This is a genomic window from Neptunicella plasticusilytica (assembly GCF_047922965.1).
Lineage (GTDB): Bacteria > Pseudomonadota > Gammaproteobacteria > Enterobacterales > Alteromonadaceae > Neptunicella > Neptunicella plasticusilytica.
Genome location: NZ_CP150481.1, coordinates 1,490,168 through 1,509,499, shown reverse-complemented (window position 1 = coordinate 1,509,499; position 19,332 = coordinate 1,490,168). Strand labels below are relative to the sequence as shown.

Genomic DNA, 19,332 nt, shown 5'->3' with positions numbered 1-19,332 from the left:
GGCTATGCGTAAGGTATGCTTACGCTTTAATCAAGACCCCAACAAGAATCATTTTAATCAGTTGATAAGCTGCTTTAAGTCCTCGCCTTTGCGGATAAAAATAGAGCCACCGGTGTGGATAGAGCGCGGCGTTGAGCTGGAAATTGGTGAAAACTTCTATGCCAATACCGGTTTAACTTTACTGGACTCCGGAGGCGTAACAATTGGCCAGAATGTATTGATCGGCCCCAATGTTAAAATATATACCAATAATCATCCGTTGAATGTTGAAGAACGCCGTCAGGGATTCGAGATATTTAAACCGGTTAGCATCGGCAACGATGTCTGGATCGGCGGTGGCAGCATTATCTGTCCCGGCGTCAATATTGGTGATAACGCGGTGATTGCTGCCGGCTCCGTCGTGACTAAAGATGTAGCTCCCGATACTCTGGTAGGCGGCAATCCAGCCATACTGATTAGAACGTTGTAGTGGACTAGTCCAGAAGCCTTGCAATCCCGCTTTCCCGTCCCCAAGTTAACCGGTATCTGATTGCAAGAACTGAGCACAATATGCCCCCTCTTTCTTTACTTGATCTCGCTCCAATTTGCCAAGGTGGCAATATTACCGCAGCACTGGACAATAGCCGCAACATGGCAATTGCCGCAGAAAAGTATGGCTATAAACGTATTTGGCTGGCTGAACATCATGGCATGCAGGGAGTAGCCAGCTCTGCCACCGCATTGGCCATCAGTCATATCGCCGCGGCAACCAACAGTATCCGAGTCGGCTCTGGTGGAATTATGCTGCCCAATCATTCCCCCCTGATTATTGCCGAGCAATTTGGCACATTAGACGCACTTTATCCCGGCCGAATTGATTTGGGGCTGGGTCGCGCGCCGGGAACCGATATGGCCACCGCCAGAGCACTTAGGCGTAATATGGATGCCAGCGTCGAGGAATATCCGCAGAATATTCGTGAATTGCAATTATTTCTGGGCCCCACGCAAACTGAGCAGAAAATCATCGCGGTACCCGGGCAAAACAGTAATATTCCTCTATGGCTACTAGGGTCAAGCCTGTACAGCGCTCAACTGGCGGCCCAGATGGGATTGCCCTATTCTTTTGCGTCGCATTTTGCCCCGGATCAGTTACTGGATGCCATTAGTCTTTATCGCGACGGTTTTAAGCCCTCAATGCAAAGCGACAAGTCTTATGTTTCAGCCGGATTAATGGCAGTAGTGGCCGACTCCGATGAACAGGCGAATTATTTATTCAGTTCAGTACAACAGCAATTTATTAATTTGCGCCGCGGTGCCAATCAACCTTTCCAGCCTCCGGTGGACTCTATGCAAGGGCTCTGGTCTGAAGCGGAACGCGTGATGGTAAACCATACCTTGCAATATGCGCTGGTAGGCAGCCCTGCCACAGTAAAAGACAAACTCAAGCGTTTTGTGGCTGCCACTGGCGTAGATGAAGTAATAGTCTCAATGCCCATTTACGATATTGAGGCCAGATTACATAGTCTGGCACTGCTGGCACAATGTGAAAACAGTGTGTGACCTATCAGTCCTGTCGCCAAATGGACGCATACGACGCATACAATGCATGCGTCCAGCGGCTGGATTGAATACTTTACCCCAGATTATTCAATAACGGCAGGGACTCATCCGATTCCGGAATAACACCACAGGCGACTCTTGAGCCTCCACCTCCCAGTTTTTCTGGCGAATCGGCATAGTTATCGCCTTTGGCATGGATCATAATTGCATGACCACGTATGTCTTCGATATCCAGCAAAGGAGCATAAACCGGATGAGTAGCGGTTCCGTCATCTGCCACATAAAGCGCGGGTAAATCTCCGGCATGGCCTTCTTCAGACCAGGGAAAACTGTGTTGTTTCGTTTCATCCGGGTCAAAGTGACTGCCAGCGGCACCGGCCAATACTTTTTCACCGTCTTGCGTGGCGGCATCGCAGCTTGGTTTTTCATGAATATGGAAGCCATGCAAACCCGCTGAAAGTCCGCTCAATTTGGGGGTAAACACCAAACCACCTTGCTCGGCTACAGTAACTTCAATTTGTCCTATTGATTTACCTGTCTCAACATTATTTAACGAAATTTCCATTTTCTCGGCCGCAGAACTTGCACCAACAGCAAATGAACCCAATCCTAACATGGTGACAATCAATAAATTTTTCATATTTCCTCCATCCGTTTAACCATTAGTAACAACGACACAATGGACAGAGCATAAAGCAAGCCAATCCCGAACAAACGAACGAACAACCTCTTTAACAATTTGTTTTTAATGAATTTATACAAAATTGTGCTGAACATTTATCTGATATTTTGATTAGCGCAGCGAAATATTTACAAACCGGAATGAAATAAGCTCAGGGATAAAAAATTCTGTAGCCAATTAGGGCGTGTTGATCTTTGGTGTATGAATTTTATTCAAGTCCAACGCGTTCTGATCGCGACGCCGGGTTGCAGGCCTAGTGGGTCTAAGTCAAAACCCGGCAACAAAGAGCAGGAAGCGTTGGGTTGAACCTCTTTCTTTAAAACCGTGGGGGCAGTGTTTGTAGCGCATTTCTACAGCGTTATCGCTCATTCATGTAGAATAACTACACTACACTCGCTCTGCCTTGTATAAATACGCTACAAACTGCTGCAAAAACACACACCAAAGATCTACACGCCCTAGTCACAAGTCTGTTTGTGCACCGGGATTTGTTGCTATCCTATTTTAATTTCTAGTGCGTATCCGAATCGGTTTTCTTCAGGCCTTCCTCTGTTTCTTCCACATAGTGCTTGGGATAAAAACTGTCGGCACTGGATTCTTCCAACGCCTGTTCAAATTTGGCCGGGCTTTCACCATTGAGCATACAGCCTGGCGTCAGGTTCAGATAAATTTCGTCGAAGCGGCGCACTTCTGTTTCACTCACACGACGGAAAACATGTGAGCGATTCAACTGTGATGTATGACGTAATCCCGCCGAAGCGATAATTTCCATTGACGCTTTAACGGTTTCCTGGTGAAAGCGGGCAACCCGTTCAGCCTTGTCTTCTACCACCAATCCTCTGACCAATTTGGGATCCTGTGTGGCCACGCCAGTTGGGCAATGATTGGTGTTGCACATTAACGATTGCACGCAGCCCAGTGCGACCATCATGCCTCGTGCGCTGTTGCACAAATCCGCACCTATGGCCAAATTCTTGACCACATGAAATCCGGCAAACACTTTACCGCTGGCAATCACGCGGATATCTTTTTTAAGATCGAAGCCGACCAACACGTCACATACAAAAGATAAACCTTCACGCAGCGGCATCCCTACCGAGTTGGAATATTCCAGTGGCGCGGCTCCCGTACCGCCTTCGCCGCCATCCACGGTAATAAAATCCGGTTTAATCCCGGTTTCCACCATGGCTTTACACAAGGCGACAAATTCGCTGGTGCGGCCAATACACAGCTTAAATCCTACCGGCTTGCCGCCCGACAATTCACGTAACTGTTTAATAAAATGCATCATTTCTATTGGAGTACCAAAGGCACTATGCGCCGGCGGCGAGTTAACCTGGGTGCCGGGTTCCACCAGACGAATGCGGGCAATTTCTTCACTGTTTTTATCCGCGGGCAGAATGCCGCCATGGCCTGGTTTTGCTCCTTGTGAAAGCTTGATTTCGATCATTTTGATGGCATCCTTGCTGGCAACTTTCTTGAAGTTATCCGGGCAAAATTGTCCATCTTCGGTACGACAGCCAAAATAGCCGGTACCGATTTGCCACACCAAATCGCCGCCATGTTCCAAGTGATAAGGGCTGACACCACCTTCGCCGGTATTATGATAAAAGTTGGCTATCTTGGCTGCCTTGTTCAATGCCCGTATTGCGTTATTACTTAGGGCTCCAAAACTCATGGCAGACACATTCAGTATCGCGGCACAATAGGGTTGAGTGCAGTCCGGACCACCTACCGTCACCCGCGCTTCCTTGTGATAGTCTTCATGGTGTTTAGCCGCAATAGAATGCCCAATCCATTCGTAACCGACCCGCTGAGTATCCAGCTTGGTTCCGTAGGGATTAGTATCCATGCTACCTTTGGCGCGTTGATAGATAACAGTACGAAACATCCGATTAATCGGCATACCGTCGGTTTCAGATTCAAAAAAGTACTGGCGTAAATAAGGCCGGAAGAACTCCATGATCCAGCGACCTCGTCCAACTAGCGGGAAATTGCGCCATAAGGTATGGCGGGTCTGGAAAAAATCATAAATGCCAATAGCAATAAGCGGAACAAGGACAACAAACGCCCAATAGGACGCAGGCCAAACTAAACCGAACAAGATAATAATCAAAACAGTCAGAGCGGTCAGTTTTACTAAAGTGATACGCATTTTTACCTCGTGAATTCAGCTATCTAACAGCAACGGTACGAGCAACGACATAAATATTCAACTTCTGTTACGTTTGATAACAACTCTACACTTCTTGATAAAGAGATAAATCCCAGTCTTATCTACAGTATCGGTATCTTTAATCAGCACAAGAAGCCAAGATGAAAAACACCTTGTTAGTCCTGCTCGGGGCAAGCCTGTTAAGCGCTTGCAATTCGAACGATAATATCTTTACCAGCCAACCCCAAACCATCCATTTCGATTTTGATACAGGTAAACAGGGCTGGGAAGCCGCCTATTCCGACTACCCAAGCGACAATGCCGATACCTATGAACTGTCCTCCGGCATTCTGACCTTGCCAAATGACAGCACTCATAACGGCTTTTTTATGGGCGGCACCAATCGTAGTGACGACCTGTTTATGTATATCAAGAGTCACTTTAGCGGGTTACAGGGTTCGGCCCGTTACATTGCCAACATTAGTATTGATCTGGTGTCGAATGCCGGTGACAACTGTTTTGGCGCCGGTGGAGCACCGGGAGAATCAGTTTATGTCAAGTTCGGCTTCGGCGAAATCGAACCCAAGCAAAGTGACTACTATCTGAATCTAGATAAAGGTAATCAAAGCACCGACGGCACCAATGCCAAAGTGATCGGTAATGTTGTCGTGCCGGGACTTGCCTGTGAAGGTGGTGATTTTGGTAGCAAAACCCTCGCCACCACCAGCGAAACTCAACTGGAATTTACCTCCAGTGCCAATGGTAGCATTTGGCTATTCGTCGGCACCGATTCCGGTTATGAAGGCCGCACAGAAGTGTATTACGATAAAATCAGCATTACGGTACAACCCGCCCTATAGCGGGTTGTAGCCTTTTAATCTCTTTAGCCAGCCTTTTAAAAGCGTTCAATCATCACTGTATTGCGATGAATGTCATGATCCCTTGAAACAACCTGCTATGATCATGCCTTCAAGAAGCAATAATCATAATAATGACAGGTTTAATATGAAACTGACTAAAAGAGACTTCCTAAAAACCGGCGCGGCAAGTTTAGCGGCGATTCCGCTAGGTAATATGGCATTGGCCGCCACGAGCTATACTTCATCCCCCAAGCACAATCTGGCAACTATTACCCAAGATGTTAAACCGATTAGCATTGAGGAACGTCAGCAACGGATAGACAAAGCACAAAAGCTGATGAAACAGCATCAATTGGCTGCCATGGTGCTAGAGCCAGGTCCGGCAATGGACTATTTTACCGGCATCCAGTGGTGGCGAAGTGAACGACTCACAGCAGTGATCATCCCGGCAGAAGGCGACATAGCCGTTGTTTGTCCGTTTTTCGAAGAACCTAGTATTCGCGAATCATTAAAAGTAGGCGATGACGTAAGAGTTTGGCAGGAGCATGAAAGTCCGTTTGCACTCATTAAACAAATTCTCACCGATCGCAAGATCACTAAAGGCCAGATAGGATTTGAACAATCGGTACGTTATTTTGTGTTACAGGGTCTGATGTCATTGTTATCTACGATGTCCCATAGCAGCGCCGATCCGGTCACGCTGGGTTGCCGTATGTATAAATCGGTACATGAATTACAACTTATGCACAAAGCCAATGAAGTCACTCTGCGTGCCTATGAACACGTATGGCAGCAACTGGCAGAAGGGATGAGCCAGCAAGAGGTTAAACAACTCATGCATACTGCGCAGTCAGACTTGGGCGGTAGTGATATCTGGACCATGGCGTTATTTAATCAGGCCAGTGCCTATCCGCACGGTAGTAAGCAACATCAGGTGATTAAAAACGGCAGCATTGTGCTAATGGATTGCGGTTGTGCCGTACAAGGTTACCAGTCAGATATTAGCCGTACTTTTGTATTTGGTGAGCCTAGTGCCAAACAACGCAAAATTTGGGCTACCGTGCGCCAGGGGCAACAGGTGGCATTTGAAAAAGCCCAGATCGGTACTGCCGCAGGCAAGGTAGATGACGCTGTCAGAGCCTACTATCAGTCACAAGGTCTGGGACCGGATTACACACTGCCCGGATTATCACATCGCACCGGTCACGGCATCGGTATGCAAGGCCATGAACCGGTTAATTTTGTACATGGTGAACAACAGAAACTGGCTGCAGGCATGTGTTTTTCCAATGAACCGGGGGTCTATATTCCCGGTGAATTTGGCGTGCGCCTTGAAGACTGTATCTATATGACTGACAAAGGCCCGCAATGGTTTACTGTGCCACCCGACTCTATTGAGTCACCTATTGGTAAAATGGGGCCGGTTCCGGTTTAAACCTGTCTATTTTGTGTCAACTAAAGTGAATCAATAAACTGCTGATGCAAAGGTAACTTATCAACGTTACGATCAATAATCAGTTTCAAATTGGACAGTAATTCTCGAATTTGCTGTTCGCTTAATGAACTTGCCAGCGGGTGGATATCTTCGGGTATAGCGCCCTGCCCCAGAAAAACCTGCTGCCAGGCTACTTCAGCGAATAGTTCCTCCTGCTCTCTAAAAACTTTTCCGGTTTGCTTAAACAGGTTTATTTTTTCCTTCAATGACGGCGGGATCTGCATAATACGGCACTGTCGCCAGAATGGGCTGTCATCACGTTCTGTCAGTTTATAGTGCAGAATAATAAAATCCCGTATGTGCTCCATCTCGGCTTGCGATTGACGGTTATAACTTTGTACTTCGGCATCATTAATTTGTTGATGGGGAAAATGTTTAATCAGACGAATCACCGCTGTCTGGATCAAATGAATACTGGTCGATTCAAGTGGCTCCAGAAAGCCGCTGGACAAGCCTATACTGACGACATTCTTGTGCCATTGTTGAGCTCTTCTACCCGTTTTAAACGATATTGTCCTTGGCTCTGCCAAGGGTTTAGCATCCAGATTAGTCAGCAAAGTGTGCTTTGCCTGCTCATCAGACAGATAGTTACTGGCATAGACAATACCGTTACCGGTGCGATGCTGCAGTGGAATACGCCATTGCCAACCTGCGGTGTGAGCAATTGAACGGGTATAAGGCGTAACAGGACTCACGGCTTCAGTCGGCACTGTTATTGCCCGGTTGCAGGGTAACCAGTGAGACCAGTCTTCAAAGCCGATACCCAGTGTTTTTTCAATTAACACCGCCCGCATTCCGGAGCAATCAATAAACAAATCACCTGTTATCGTCCTGCCTTCGGCCAGCACCATCCTGTCGATGTAGCCATTTTTCGGATTAACTCGGACTTCGTCTACCCGGCCCTCCACGCGTGTTACGCCGAGTTTTTCACAATGATTGCGCAGATATTTGGCGTATAAACCGGCGTCAAAATGATAGGCATGTGCGATACCGGGTAAATTTCCCTCAATCTGATTTAAGTGAGCAAACTTGTTTTGCTTGGCCGCCTGATAATTTAATGAGAAATCCCAGAAATTGGATTGAATTCCCAGTTGCTGACTTCTGTTCCAGAAATGGTGGAAATCGCAAAAGGGGAAGTTTTTACCAATTGAACCAAAAGCATGCATATAGCTTTCGCCTTGCTGCTTCCAGTGTTCAAATTGTATTCCCATTTTGATCGTGGCGTTGGTTTGTCGAATAAAATCCTTTTCGTCAATTCCCAAAGCGTTATTAAAGTTAACCATCGGTGGTATGCTGGCTTCTCCCACCCCGACAATGCCAATATCATCTGACTCAACCAGCGTAATATCAATCCTCTTGCCCAGCACTTTTGCCAATAGTGAGGCTGTAATCCAACCCGCTGTACCGCCCCCAAGGATCACTACTTTTTGTATTGATTGGTTGTTCAACTAAACCAGCTCCCTGATTAGAGCAACATGCTCTGGCTAATATGATCGTCGCTATAAAAACAAAAGCCCCTGTAATTTCAGATTACAAGGGCTTAAGTATGACTTGTTTAAGGCACTTAGAACTTATAAGCGAAACCTAACAGATAAGTTTTACCATAATCCTGATAGTCTCTAACTTGCAAGGCATTGTCGCCACTTAGGGAGACAAAAGGTTCGTTCGACAGGTTCTGTCCTTGTAAATAAACAGACAATCCTTTTAGTGATTCGATACCCGCTTCACCAAAATCATAGCCAATTTGGGCATCCCAAATTGTTTCACCCAATACATCAACCTGCACAGTGTCAAAACCGATTCCGTAAACATCACCTTTAAAATCACTACGTTTACGCATACTTACCCGCGCCTGGAAGCCGGATTTATCGTAATAAGCAGTAAAGGTCTGGATCGTATCCGACAGGCCCGGTAATTCATAAGGGTTACCGTTTTGATCGTCAATATCCGATTCCACCCCGGTATAACTAGCGATTAAACCAAAGCCATCCAGAGACTCATCAAAAATATTGAAGGGTAAGGCCATCGATAATTCGTAGCCGTGCATGGTACCACCACCGCCATTCACTTTACCTGATCCGGTTGCTGTAGGATTGCTTGGGATCTCGCCAGTTGCAGGATCCGCTACACCGCTGAAATCTACTTCGTAATTACCGTCGAAAATCCATTGGCTCAGATCTTTCCAAAACAACGCTACGGCAAAATAGCCTTCAGGCGCAAAGTAGTTTTCATAGGACAAATCTACTCCCGTAGCTTCTTTGGGTTCTAATGCCGGATTACCGCCTTTGATCGTCCAGTTGTTACCGTTATCATCAGGGTTCGGTGCATAACTCGACTCAACTGACGCATTCATTTCATCCAGTCTTGCCCTGGATAATGTTTTGGCAATCCCCAGACGTAATGTCTGACTATCATCAATGGCGAGTGACATATTCAAACTAGGCAATACATGGCTGTAAGAATGATCGATATTTGTCGGCTCGGCCACGACCAAACCGTCAATCACCTGAGCCGCATTACCTTGTGAAGACTGTTTTGTGTGGACATAGCGGACACCGAAATTACCGGTCAATGGCATTGATCCCAGCTCTGATTCAAAGTCGGCTTTAACAAAAGCAGCAGTCACTTTTTCATTTACCGACCAGGATTTGGTTATATGTTGAATACCGGTCAGATTTTCGCTCAGCAAATCATAATAACCGTCATCCAGCAAAGCTCCGGAATCGTAGGCAATCATGTTGCCCATGCCGATAAAGTCCAGTGACACCGTACCCAAACGATAATCTTCAGGCACCATTAACATGCCTGGAAAAGCGTTTAAGGTCATATAGTAACCATTTGAAGCCTTGGTTTTTTCGCGATCACGATAGGAAACACCGTAGCTAACCTTGCTTACAAACTCGGATTCGATGCTTTGCTCGGCAGCCACTTTCAACGAGGTCAGCTCGTCATCAATATCCGGTGCATTGATAAATCCATCCTGGGCGGTATTTTCCATCGCAGTGCCACCCAGATTATATTTATCATTCAGTGCCGCACTGGCCCCCCAACTTAGCGGGCCACCTAATTGAATAAGATTGAAATCACCGTAATCAAGTTCATGAGTAAACAACGCGCCAGAATTACCCGCATTTAAGGTGTAACCCAAATTATCAGCAGCGCCCTGATTATCACCGCGACCGGTCCCCGCGTAACTCTCGAAACTCCATATTTTACGTTTCACTTTCGAATAGCTGGCATCAAACTCCAGCGTCAGACTGTCATTTACCAGATATTCGGCGTTAAATCCGGCCTGACTTAGCTCTGCATCACGATTTTCCAAATCATTGCGGACCACTACACGCTGGCCTTCTGTCATCGCTGAAGTGATAAAGCCTGTAGAAGGATCGACATCACTATCATCTGCCGAAAGGATTCCCTGTCCCCAAGCAAAAGGAATTTCAATACCGCGTAAAATCTTCTCGTCAGAAAAATCCACGTACAATGCGTCAAAAGTCATTCGCAATGCGTCGTTGGGGGCCGCTTCAACCACTAACATGGCTGAGTCGCGCTTCAGAGTAGAAGAACGAACAAACGGCTTGGCGCCACCCAAGATAGAGTAGTTTTGTCCATCCACACTAAATTCGGGATATCCCCACGAATTCCAGCGTTTTTCCTGATTGGGGGAACTCATGGTGGTATAAGCAAAAGCAACACCTAAGGTGTCGTCGGCGAACTGATCAATATAAGAAAAGGTACCTCGGAAACCCTGATCATCACCGTCCGGGTTCAACTTGTCGAAACTGGTTTTCTCCATTTGACCGTTAACCTGCAAAATACGCTCACCTTTGCTTAAAGGCTTAACGGTTTGCATATCAATAATACCGGCAATACCTTCAGCATCGAGGCTGGCATCCGGTGTTTTATAAACTGTGACACCGCTCATTATTTCGGAAGGATACAAATCGAATTCAACGCCGCGGTTATCACCGATAGATACCTGCTCACGGCCATTAAAAGTAGTCGCACTCTCGTTTTCGCCAAAACCACGGATACTAACGCGACTAGCACGACCATCCAGCCGTTGGGCAGTTAATCCCGGTAAACGGGCGATAGATTCCGCAATAGAAGAGTCAGGCAATTTACCAATATCTTCGGCTGAAATGGCTTCAACTACATTGGAGGAAAAGCGTTTAGTATTCATTGATTCCACCACACTGCGGCGGAAGCCGGAAACTTGAATAACCTCTAGATTTTCATCAGCCTGTTGATCATTTGATTCTGCTTCCTGAGCCGCGGCATGGTGAATACCAAATGCCAAACCACTGGTCAGGATCGCAGCCGTAATAAGATTAGGTTTAAATTTTGCCATCGTTGTGTCCCGTTTAAGGTAATTATAAATGCCATGTAAACTGTTGAGTGCAGCTTCACGTGCTTATTGTGCTGTCCTAGGTGCTGATGGATAGTACCGCTGCCATTAAAAACTCATCAACAAAATGCATACGTATTCAATACTATGCAGTCACAAAGTCTTAACATTTAAATTACACAAGAAAATACTATACCAATCTCGTTAAAATGCCTTATAAACAGTAGCTTGCATAAGTAATGCGAGGATGAATAAAACACGCAGGCGCAACGACGTGGAGACCGGATATCGGTAGCGAGAAGCAATATTTACTGATGTAAGCATGCCTATAAAAGGCTGCTCAAAAATAACTTATATTATTGATTATTAAGAATTTTATTGTTTTGTAAAATGACAGGTAGAAATACTACCTAGGTATTCCAGTCAAGGTGAGCGGCAAATGACTGACTAAAATGACTGAATACGTATGCATAACCCAACTGTTTGGCGAATAAACTGGTTGCTGCCGTGTTAACCCTTCTTTATGCAACCTTATCCAGCACCATTTGCACATAGTAACTAATCCCGGCAAAGAAGAATTCGACCGCAATCAGCATCATAATCAGGCCCATTAAACGCATCATCACACTGGCGCCAATTTTTCCCATCAGCTTCAGCAGTCCTTCACCTATAGCAAAGATAATCGCAGCAGACAGACATACCAGAAAAATAGCTCCTACCACCGCAAAAGTATGCTCGGTCGATTTTGCTTCCTGCATAAACAGGATCACCATGGTAATCGCACCGGGGCCACAAATCATCGGGATCCCCAGCGGTGTTATGGCGATATCCTTGCCATAGGCGTCATCACTTTCATCATCCAGCTTCTTGGGTACGGTGCGACCACGCAGCATTTCAAAACCCATAATAAAAAACAGCACACCACCAACAACTCGCAGGGCGTTAACATTAATCCCGAAAAAACTGAACAAGGCTTCGCCCGCCAGGGCAAACAACACCATAGCAATAAATGCGGTACTGCATGAGGTAAGAATGACCTTGCGGCGGGTTTTATGGCTGAAATTTTGGGTAAGGCTTATATACAGGGGAACCGCCGCCAACGGATTAATCATGGTAAAAAGTGAAGTGAATATAAATAGCATTTGTTCCACAAAAAACCTCGTAATATAGATAAAAATAAGATTAGTCTTTCAATCCATTATATTTTATAGCTTTTTACCCCAAGCTTGTTACATTTAAAATATTAATAAAAAGCCTTTATCGTAAACTTATCAAGGCAATTTAATGAGTATTTTTACAAATTATTCACTTAACCTCTATTTTAATCATTTACAGGTCAACTTTTAGCCTGCTGACAACTATTTGCTTAGTTCCCATTTTACCTCGACAAAACATCCGGTTAGCTGTCAGAAAATGTTAGTTTTATGTAAACACCTGTAATTTAGACAAATTTCAGCGGAAAATGGTGTAAAGAGCCGATTTCTAATATAATTGCTTCTTTATGATCGTATCCGGGCAAGCGAGCCGACAAGTTTATCGCCTGCTCGCCACCAGGTATCCTTGATGACAACCAGCACAGAAATTACATTTAAAGACTTTAATCTACCCGAAAGCTTGATGAAAGCATTGGAAAAAGTAGGTTACGAAAAACCCTCGCCTATTCAGGCCGAAAGTATCCCGTTAATCATGCAAGGCCATGATTTATTAGGTCAGGCACAAACCGGTACCGGTAAAACCGCCGCCTTTGCCTTACCTATGCTGGCCCGTCTTGATGACACGGCCAAATTACCACAATTGCTGGTATTGGCTCCCACGCGTGAATTAGCTATTCAGGTTGCAGAAGCCTTTCATACTTATGCCAGCTTTAATAAAGCCATCAAAGTCTTGCCTATTTACGGTGGGCAATCTTACGACAACCAAATCCGTCAGCTAAAACGCGGTGTACAGGTTGTGGTAGGCACACCGGGTCGTGTTATTGACCATATTAATAAAGGCACGCTGAAATTACATGAACTGAAATATCTGGTTCTGGATGAAGCCGACGAAATGTTGCGTATGGGCTTTATCGATGACGTAGAGTGGATATTGAGCCACGCGCCAGCAGAACGCCAGACGGCGTTATTCTCGGCCACCATGCCGGATCGTATCCGTACTATCACCAAGAAGTATCTGAACGATCCGAAAACCGTCAAGATCGCGTCCAAGGTCAGTACCGCCAGCACTATTCGCCAGCGTTATTGTCAGGTTGCAGGCCATCATAAAATGGAAGCCCTGACCCGTATCCTTGAAGTGGAAGAGTCTGATGGTGTCATCGTATTTGTCCGTACCAAAACAGCAACGCTGGAACTGGCCGAAAAATTGTCAGCCCGCGGCTATGATGTGGAACCGCTAAACGGAGACATCCCGCAGAACGCCCGTGAGCGCACTGTAGACCGCCTGAAAAAAGGCGATATCGACATTCTTATTGCCACCGATGTAGTTGCTCGTGGTCTGGACGTTGAGCGTGTCAGCCATGTTATAAATTATGATATCCCTTACGATACTGAATCTTACGTGCACCGTATTGGCCGTACTGGCCGTGCCGGGCGTCAGGGCGATGCGATTCTGTTTATTTCCCACCGTGAAAAACGCATGCTGTTTTCGATTGAGAAAGCCACCAAGCAATCGATTGAGTTAATGCCTATTCCATCCATTAACGAATTGAATGAAACGCGTCTGAATCGTTTTAAACAAAACGTCATTGAAGCGATGAACGACAAGTCAATCGAGGCTATGATGCCGGTTATCGAAGCCATCCAGCAAGAAACCGAAGCTGCACCAGAAGTATTGCTGGCCGCGTTGGCCAAAATGGCTCAAGGCGATGAACCGCTTATCCTCAAAGAGTCTGACCGCCCTAATCTGGACGCCAGACCACAACGTGATGATCGCCGGGAACGCGACAGCGGACGAAGTTTTGAGCGCGGCGGCCGTGATGGCGAACGTAAGCCACGCAGACGTTCCTCCGGTAAACCTGAAGCCGGAATGCAGCGTTATCGCATTGCAGTAGGCCACAGCCACGGTGCCAAACCGGGCAATATCGTTGGCGCTATCGCTAATGAAGCGAATATCAGCAGTAAAAACATTGGTGCCATCGAGATCTTCGATACTTATAGCACCGTCGACTTGCCGGAAGGTATGCCAGCAGAGGCCCGTCAGACATTGCAGAAAACTCGGGTCGCAGGCCAGGCCTTAGGTTTGCGTGAATGGTCAGATGAACCGCCTAAAGGTGGAAAAGGTAAACGTCGTAGCTAACCGCACAACGACACTTTCAGACTGATAAAAGGATCTTCGGATCCTTTTTTTATATCCTTTATATTTCTTTATGGAATATTTTCGATAGATTTGGTATTTATCTGTTATATATAAAACAGGCAAAATATCGCAATAAATTAAATACTGAGTGGTTATGGATTATTTTCCGGTTTTTCTGAATGCAAAGCATATCAACTGTCTGGTCGTTGGTGCCGGAGAAGTGGCTGCGCGTAAAGCCGAGTTGCTGGCTAAAACCCCTGCCCATATTCGGGTTGTTGCCCCTCAGGCCTGTCAAACCATCCAATCTATGGCATCACAACAACAGCTTGAATGGATAGAACGGGAATTTGATCCTGGTGATATTCAGGGCCAACAACTCATTTTTGTTGCCACTGATGACCACCAGCTTAATTGCGACATTTCGACACTGGCCAAGGCCGCCAATATTCCGGTCAATGTGGTAGATAACACCGAGTTATGCAGTTTTATTACACCGTCTATTGTCGATCGCGATCCGCTGCTAGTGGCATTAAGCAGTAGCGGCACAGCGCCGGTATTGCTACGTTACTTGCGTCAAAAACTGGAATCAATTTTACCTGCCCGCCTGAGCGATTTGGCCAAGTTCTCGGATAAATTCCGCAATAAAGTCAAACAACAATTCAGCAGTGTCAATCAACGGCGCAACTTCTGGGAAGAGGTGATTGAAGGCCCGATTGCGGAAACGGTATTGGGAGGTAATAACGCCCAAGCCGAAAAACTGTTGCTACAGAAATTGGCCCAAAGTGATGATGATATTGATACTGGTTGCGTTTATCTGGTCGGCGCTGGACCCGGGGATCCGGATCTACTCACCTTCAAGGCGCTACGCCTGATGCAAAAAGCCGACTTGGTGGTGTATGACCGTCTAGTCTCCAAACAGATTTTAGAATTAGTACGCCGCGATGCTGAAAAAATTTACGTGGGTAAAAAAGCCAGCTTACATTCAGTACCACAAGATGAAATCAACCAGTTGCTGGTTGACGCCGCCAAGCAAGGTAAACGGGTGGTCAGACTAAAAGGTGGTGATCCTTATATTTTTGGCCGTGGTGGAGAAGAAGCCGAAACCTTGGTCGAACAGGGCATTAATTTTCAGGTAGTTCCCGGTATTACCGCCGCCACAGGTGCCAGTACTTATGCCGGTATCCCCCTGACTCATCGTGATCATGCCCAATCAGTGGTGTTTTCTACCGGACATCTAAAAGATGGCAGTATTGATCTGGACTGGCCCGCGCTGGCCCGGCAACGCCAGACCATGGTGTTTTATATGGGGCTGACCGGACTAAATGTGATCAGTGAACAGTTGATTCAACATGGCGTGTCCGCCGATATGCCGGTAGCCGTGGTCCAATCTGCTACCACCGAGAAACAGCAAGTTGTTGTCGGGACACTGAGCGATATCGAACAAAAAGTCATACGAGCTAATATCCAGCCACCGGCACTGATTATTGTTGGAACTGTGGTTAATTTACGTAACAAGCTGCTCGGTGAGTAGCGCCCAATCCACACTGATACATCTGGTCACCACAAGTCTGCTTGGGGTATGATGAGCCGCTAATTTGGTTAGTAACGGACGCTATGCAACCCGATCACCTCAATCTTAAATTTAAAGGCCGAGTCGCCAAACGTAAGGACAGCCAGAAAAAGCGGGATGCCATTCTCAATGCGGCGCTGCGAATCATCGTTCGCGACGGTATACGTGATGTACGTCATCGCTCCGTTGCCAAAGAAGCCAAAGTATCCTTGTCCGCGACCACTTATTACTTTGATGATATCGAATCCCTGGTACACGATGCCTATCTGTTTTTTGTGCAGCAAAGCATTCATGAAATCGACACGCTCGAACAACATGCTTTAAACGCGCTCGAACATTTTCAGCGTAACCAGAATAGTGAAGAACTTAAAAGCAACTTAAAAAAACTATTGCTCACCCATGTAAAAGCGCAAACCGATAACCACGACGCCCGCGTAATTGAATGGTCGTTTCGTCAACAAGCCTTGCGCGACGACAAACTGGCTGCAGCCTTATATACCCCACAGAAAATGATGCTTACAGCATTGGAACAGTTTTTTATCGCCTTTAATCACAATGAAAAGCATGCCAGTGCCAAAGCTAATATTATGATGGGTACACTGCTGCAACTGGAATATCAGCTATTAATGAGCCAACACTCCGGCATGACGCTGGCTAAGGCCAAACATGCCATCGATACTCTGCTGGATGAAACGATGTTTATCCATAAAGGTGAACTCGCTATTTAGCGTTGAACATTACTTGCTATGTGACAAATTTGGATTAACCTCAAATCAACATCCCCAAAATTGAGCAAAAATCATGGCTAATAATCCGGTAGGCTGGTTCGAAATTTATGTTGATGACTTGGATAGAGCGCAGCAATTTTATCAAAATGTGCTGGCTATTAGTTTACAGGAGCTTGGCGATCCCAGCGATAGCACTCTTCAGATGCTGGCATTTCCATCCGATATGGAAAAATATGGGGCTAGCGGTGCGCTAACCAAAATGAATGATTTGCCTGCCGGTGGTAATAGCACGTTGGTGTATTTTTCCTGTGATGATTGCGCGATCGAAGAGTCCCGGGTCGAAAAGGCTGGAGGTCGCGTACATCGATCAAAAATGTCAATTGGCGAGTATGGATTTATCTCACTGGCACTGGATTCAGAAGGTAATATGTTTGGCCTGCATTCCCTCAAATAAAGCCGTTGTTTAACACCGGCAACAAGGTAGATTAAAGATGAAAAATATCCAGATCCTGGAAGAACCCACCGAGCTCTATAAAATTTTAAAGTTCGAGAGTTTAGTTGCCAGTGGCGGCGAAGCCAAGATGGTAATCGATGACGGACAAGTGATGGTCAACAACGAAGTCGAAATCCGACGTCGTAAGAAAATCATCGCCGGTGATATCATCGATTTTATGGATCAAAAATTTAAAGTCGTATTAAGGTCCTAACGCCAATCGCTATATTCGCGTTGCAAATATCACTGACAGCCCCCATTGCGACGCGCCGTAAGCGAATTCCTGCTCCATGTCTCTGACCAGCCCAGACACTTTATCCAAGTTCACTGCCGCGTTGTTTTTGCTTCTGACTTATCGTAATGGCTTTTCTTCATCTATTCTTTGTTGGTAACAAAAAATTCTCACCCACGACCCTTGGCATATAGCGCCATATCAAGACAATCGGCCGCATAATATTTACTCGATTAAGCAATGAGTGGCCGATAATTACGCATAAATTTGGGTGGATGAGCCAAAGCAGAAATGAAAGGAGCAAGCAATATGAGTAATGATGACCATAAGCCAACCACAACTGATGCAGGTATTCCGGTTTCCAGCGACGAACACTCCCTCACCGTAGGCCGCGATGGCCCTATCCTGTTGCATGATCATTATCTGATTGAGCAGATGGCCAACTTTAACCGTGAACGCATCCCGGAACGACAACCCCATGCCAAAGGTTTTGGTGCTTTTGGGCATTTCGAGGTCAGCAAGGACATCAGTGCCTATACCAAAGCAGCAGTATTCCAGCCCGGCACCAAAACCGACACTTTACTACGTTTTTCTACCGTTGCCGGTGAACGTGGTAGCCCCGATACTTGGCGTGATCCGCGTGGTTTTGCGTTAAAGTTTTATACCAGCGAAGGCAACTACGATATGGTAGGCAACAATACCCCGGTATTTTTTCTGCGTGATCCGCTGAAATTCCAGCATTTTATTCGCTCGCAAAAACGACGGGCTGACAATGGCCTGCGTGACCACGATATGCAATGGGATTTCTGGACCCTATCGCCCGAATCAGCCCACCAGGTCACCTGGTTAATGGGGGATCGAGGCATTCCCAAAGACTGGCGGCATATGAACGGCTATTCCAGCCACACCTATATGTGGGTCAATGCCAAAGGCGAGCGTTTTTGGGTCAAATACCATTTTAAAACCGATCAGGGCATTGATTTTCTGCCGCAAGACGAAGCGGACAGACTGGCCGGTACCGACGGCGATTACCACCGTCGTGATTTGTTTGATTCAATTAAGCGGGGGGAACACCCCAGTTGGACGCTCAAAGTACAGATTATGCCGTTTGACGAAGCCAAAACCTATCGCTTTAATCCCTTTGATTTAACCAAGGTTTGGCCACATAGCGACTATCCGCTGCAGGAGGTGGGCCGGTTAACCCTTAATCGCAACCCCACCGATTATCACACCGAAATTGAGCAAGCCGCCTTCGAACCCAACAATCTGGTACCCGGTATCGGGATTAGCCCGGACAAAATGCTGCTCGGTCGCATGTTTGCCTATGCCGACGCCCACCGCGCGCGTATGGGAGTAAACTATAAACAAATCCCGGTAAACAGACCCAAGTCACCGGTAAACAGTTACAGCAAAGACGGTGCCATGCGGGTGCAAAACGTCTCCGACCCGGTTTATGCACCAAATTCCAAGGGCGGCCCGCAAGCGGATCCTGAGCGTTATCCGGAAACCGCCGTTTGGTCGGCAGACGGTGAATTTGTTCGCGAAGCCTATACCCTGCGCAAAGACGATGATGACTTTGGCCAACCCGGTACACTAGTGCGGGAAGTGATGGACGATGCGGCACGCGACAGGCTGGTATCCAATGTTGTCGGCCACCTAAAAGCTGGTGTATCCCAATCCGTATTAGCGCGCGCCTTTGAATACTGGCGCAATATCGATAAAGACATCGGAGATCGTATAGAAAAAGGGGTAAAAGGTAGTTAACACTGACTCACCATTTGGCTCTCGCAAGAGAGCCAATGTTCCCCTAATGCTTGTTTATCCCCGTCCCTCACGCTAAGGATGAACGGGATTTGGAGCAATCAAAAGACCAGACAAGTTGAGGGGACATTTCTCCTATTTGGGTCCTTCCAAATAGATTCAAGAGCCGGGACGGGCT

Annotated in this window: 14 protein-coding genes and 1 pseudogene; 10 read left to right on the top strand and 5 right to left on the bottom strand. The window is 46.5% G+C overall.

The genetic code is table 11. The features are described from left to right. Positions 1-310: 310 nt before the first annotated feature. Both V1467_RS06540 and V1467_RS06535 read left to right on the top strand, forming a co-directional pair. Positions 311-457: pseudogene (locus tag V1467_RS06540) on the top strand (DapH/DapD/GlmU-related protein); the annotation flags it as partial. Positions 458-549: 92 nt separating this feature from the next. Then, a complete protein-coding gene (locus tag V1467_RS06535) occupies positions 550-1,539 on the top strand; it encodes an LLM class flavin-dependent oxidoreductase (protein ID WP_416307994.1) in 990 nt (329 codons plus the stop codon). A 73-nt stretch (positions 1,540-1,612) separates the two neighbouring features. Here V1467_RS06535 and V1467_RS06530 read toward each other — a convergent pair whose 3' ends face one another. After that, positions 1,613-2,179, bottom strand: coding sequence for a superoxide dismutase family protein (locus tag V1467_RS06530; RefSeq protein ID WP_416307993.1), 567 nt, complete (start codon positions 2,177-2,179; stop codon positions 1,613-1,615). A gap of 553 nt (positions 2,180-2,732) precedes the next feature. Next, entirely contained in the window at positions 2,733-4,376 is a 1,644-nt protein-coding gene (locus V1467_RS06525; RefSeq protein ID WP_416307992.1) for an FMN-binding glutamate synthase family protein, read from the bottom strand. 161 nt (positions 4,377-4,537) lie between these two features. Here V1467_RS06525 and V1467_RS06520 point away from each other — a divergent pair, with 161 nt between their 5' ends. Beyond that, positions 4,538-5,236: a hypothetical protein gene (locus V1467_RS06520; protein WP_416307991.1), complete on the top strand. Its 699-nt coding sequence runs from the start codon at positions 4,538-4,540 to the stop codon at positions 5,234-5,236. A gap of 145 nt (positions 5,237-5,381) precedes the next feature. Beyond that, positions 5,382-6,671 (top strand): M24 family metallopeptidase, encoded by a 1,290-nt coding sequence (locus V1467_RS06515; protein WP_416307990.1) that lies wholly within the window; start codon positions 5,382-5,384, stop codon positions 6,669-6,671. A gap of 20 nt (positions 6,672-6,691) precedes the next feature. Here the strand turns inward: V1467_RS06515 and V1467_RS06510 are convergent, their stop codons facing one another. From V1467_RS06510 to V1467_RS06500, 3 genes are all read right to left on the bottom strand, one after another. Further along, positions 6,692-8,179, bottom strand: coding sequence for a tryptophan halogenase family protein (locus tag V1467_RS06510; protein ID WP_416307989.1), 1,488 nt, complete (start codon positions 8,177-8,179; stop codon positions 6,692-6,694). Positions 8,180-8,295: 116 nt separating this feature from the next. Further along, a complete protein-coding gene (locus V1467_RS06505) occupies positions 8,296-11,082 on the bottom strand; it encodes a TonB-dependent receptor (RefSeq protein ID WP_416307988.1) in 2,787 nt (928 codons plus the stop codon). A gap of 518 nt (positions 11,083-11,600) precedes the next feature. After that, positions 11,601-12,221, bottom strand: coding sequence for a MarC family protein (locus V1467_RS06500; RefSeq protein ID WP_416307987.1), 621 nt, complete (start codon positions 12,219-12,221; stop codon positions 11,601-11,603). A gap of 421 nt (positions 12,222-12,642) precedes the next feature. On the opposite strand from V1467_RS06500, the gene V1467_RS06495 reads away from it, so the two are divergent. The 6 genes from V1467_RS06495 (at position 12,643) to V1467_RS06470 (ending at position 19,157) form a co-directional block, all read left to right on the top strand. Next, entirely contained in the window at positions 12,643-14,370 is a 1,728-nt protein-coding gene (locus V1467_RS06495) for a DEAD/DEAH box helicase (RefSeq protein WP_416307986.1), read from the top strand. 154 nt (positions 14,371-14,524) lie between these two features. Then, positions 14,525-15,901, top strand: a complete 1,377-nt coding sequence (gene cysG, locus V1467_RS06490) for a siroheme synthase CysG (protein ID WP_416307985.1) — start codon at positions 14,525-14,527, stop codon at positions 15,899-15,901. An 83-nt stretch (positions 15,902-15,984) separates the two neighbouring features. After that, the gene (locus V1467_RS06485; RefSeq protein ID WP_416307984.1) at positions 15,985-16,668 is read left to right on the top strand and encodes a TetR/AcrR family transcriptional regulator; all 684 of its coding nucleotides are present in this window, start codon (positions 15,985-15,987) and stop codon (positions 16,666-16,668) included. 73 nt (positions 16,669-16,741) lie between these two features. Further along, complete coding sequence (locus V1467_RS06480) at positions 16,742-17,122, top strand: VOC family protein (RefSeq protein WP_416307983.1); 381 nt, start codon at positions 16,742-16,744, stop codon at positions 17,120-17,122. 37 nt (positions 17,123-17,159) lie between these two features. Then, positions 17,160-17,375, top strand: a complete 216-nt coding sequence (locus tag V1467_RS06475; protein ID WP_416307982.1) for an RNA-binding S4 domain-containing protein — start codon at positions 17,160-17,162, stop codon at positions 17,373-17,375. 327 nt (positions 17,376-17,702) lie between these two features. Further along, positions 17,703-19,157 (top strand): catalase, encoded by a 1,455-nt coding sequence (locus tag V1467_RS06470; protein ID WP_416307981.1) that lies wholly within the window; start codon positions 17,703-17,705, stop codon positions 19,155-19,157. Positions 19,158-19,332 lie beyond the last annotated feature (175 nt).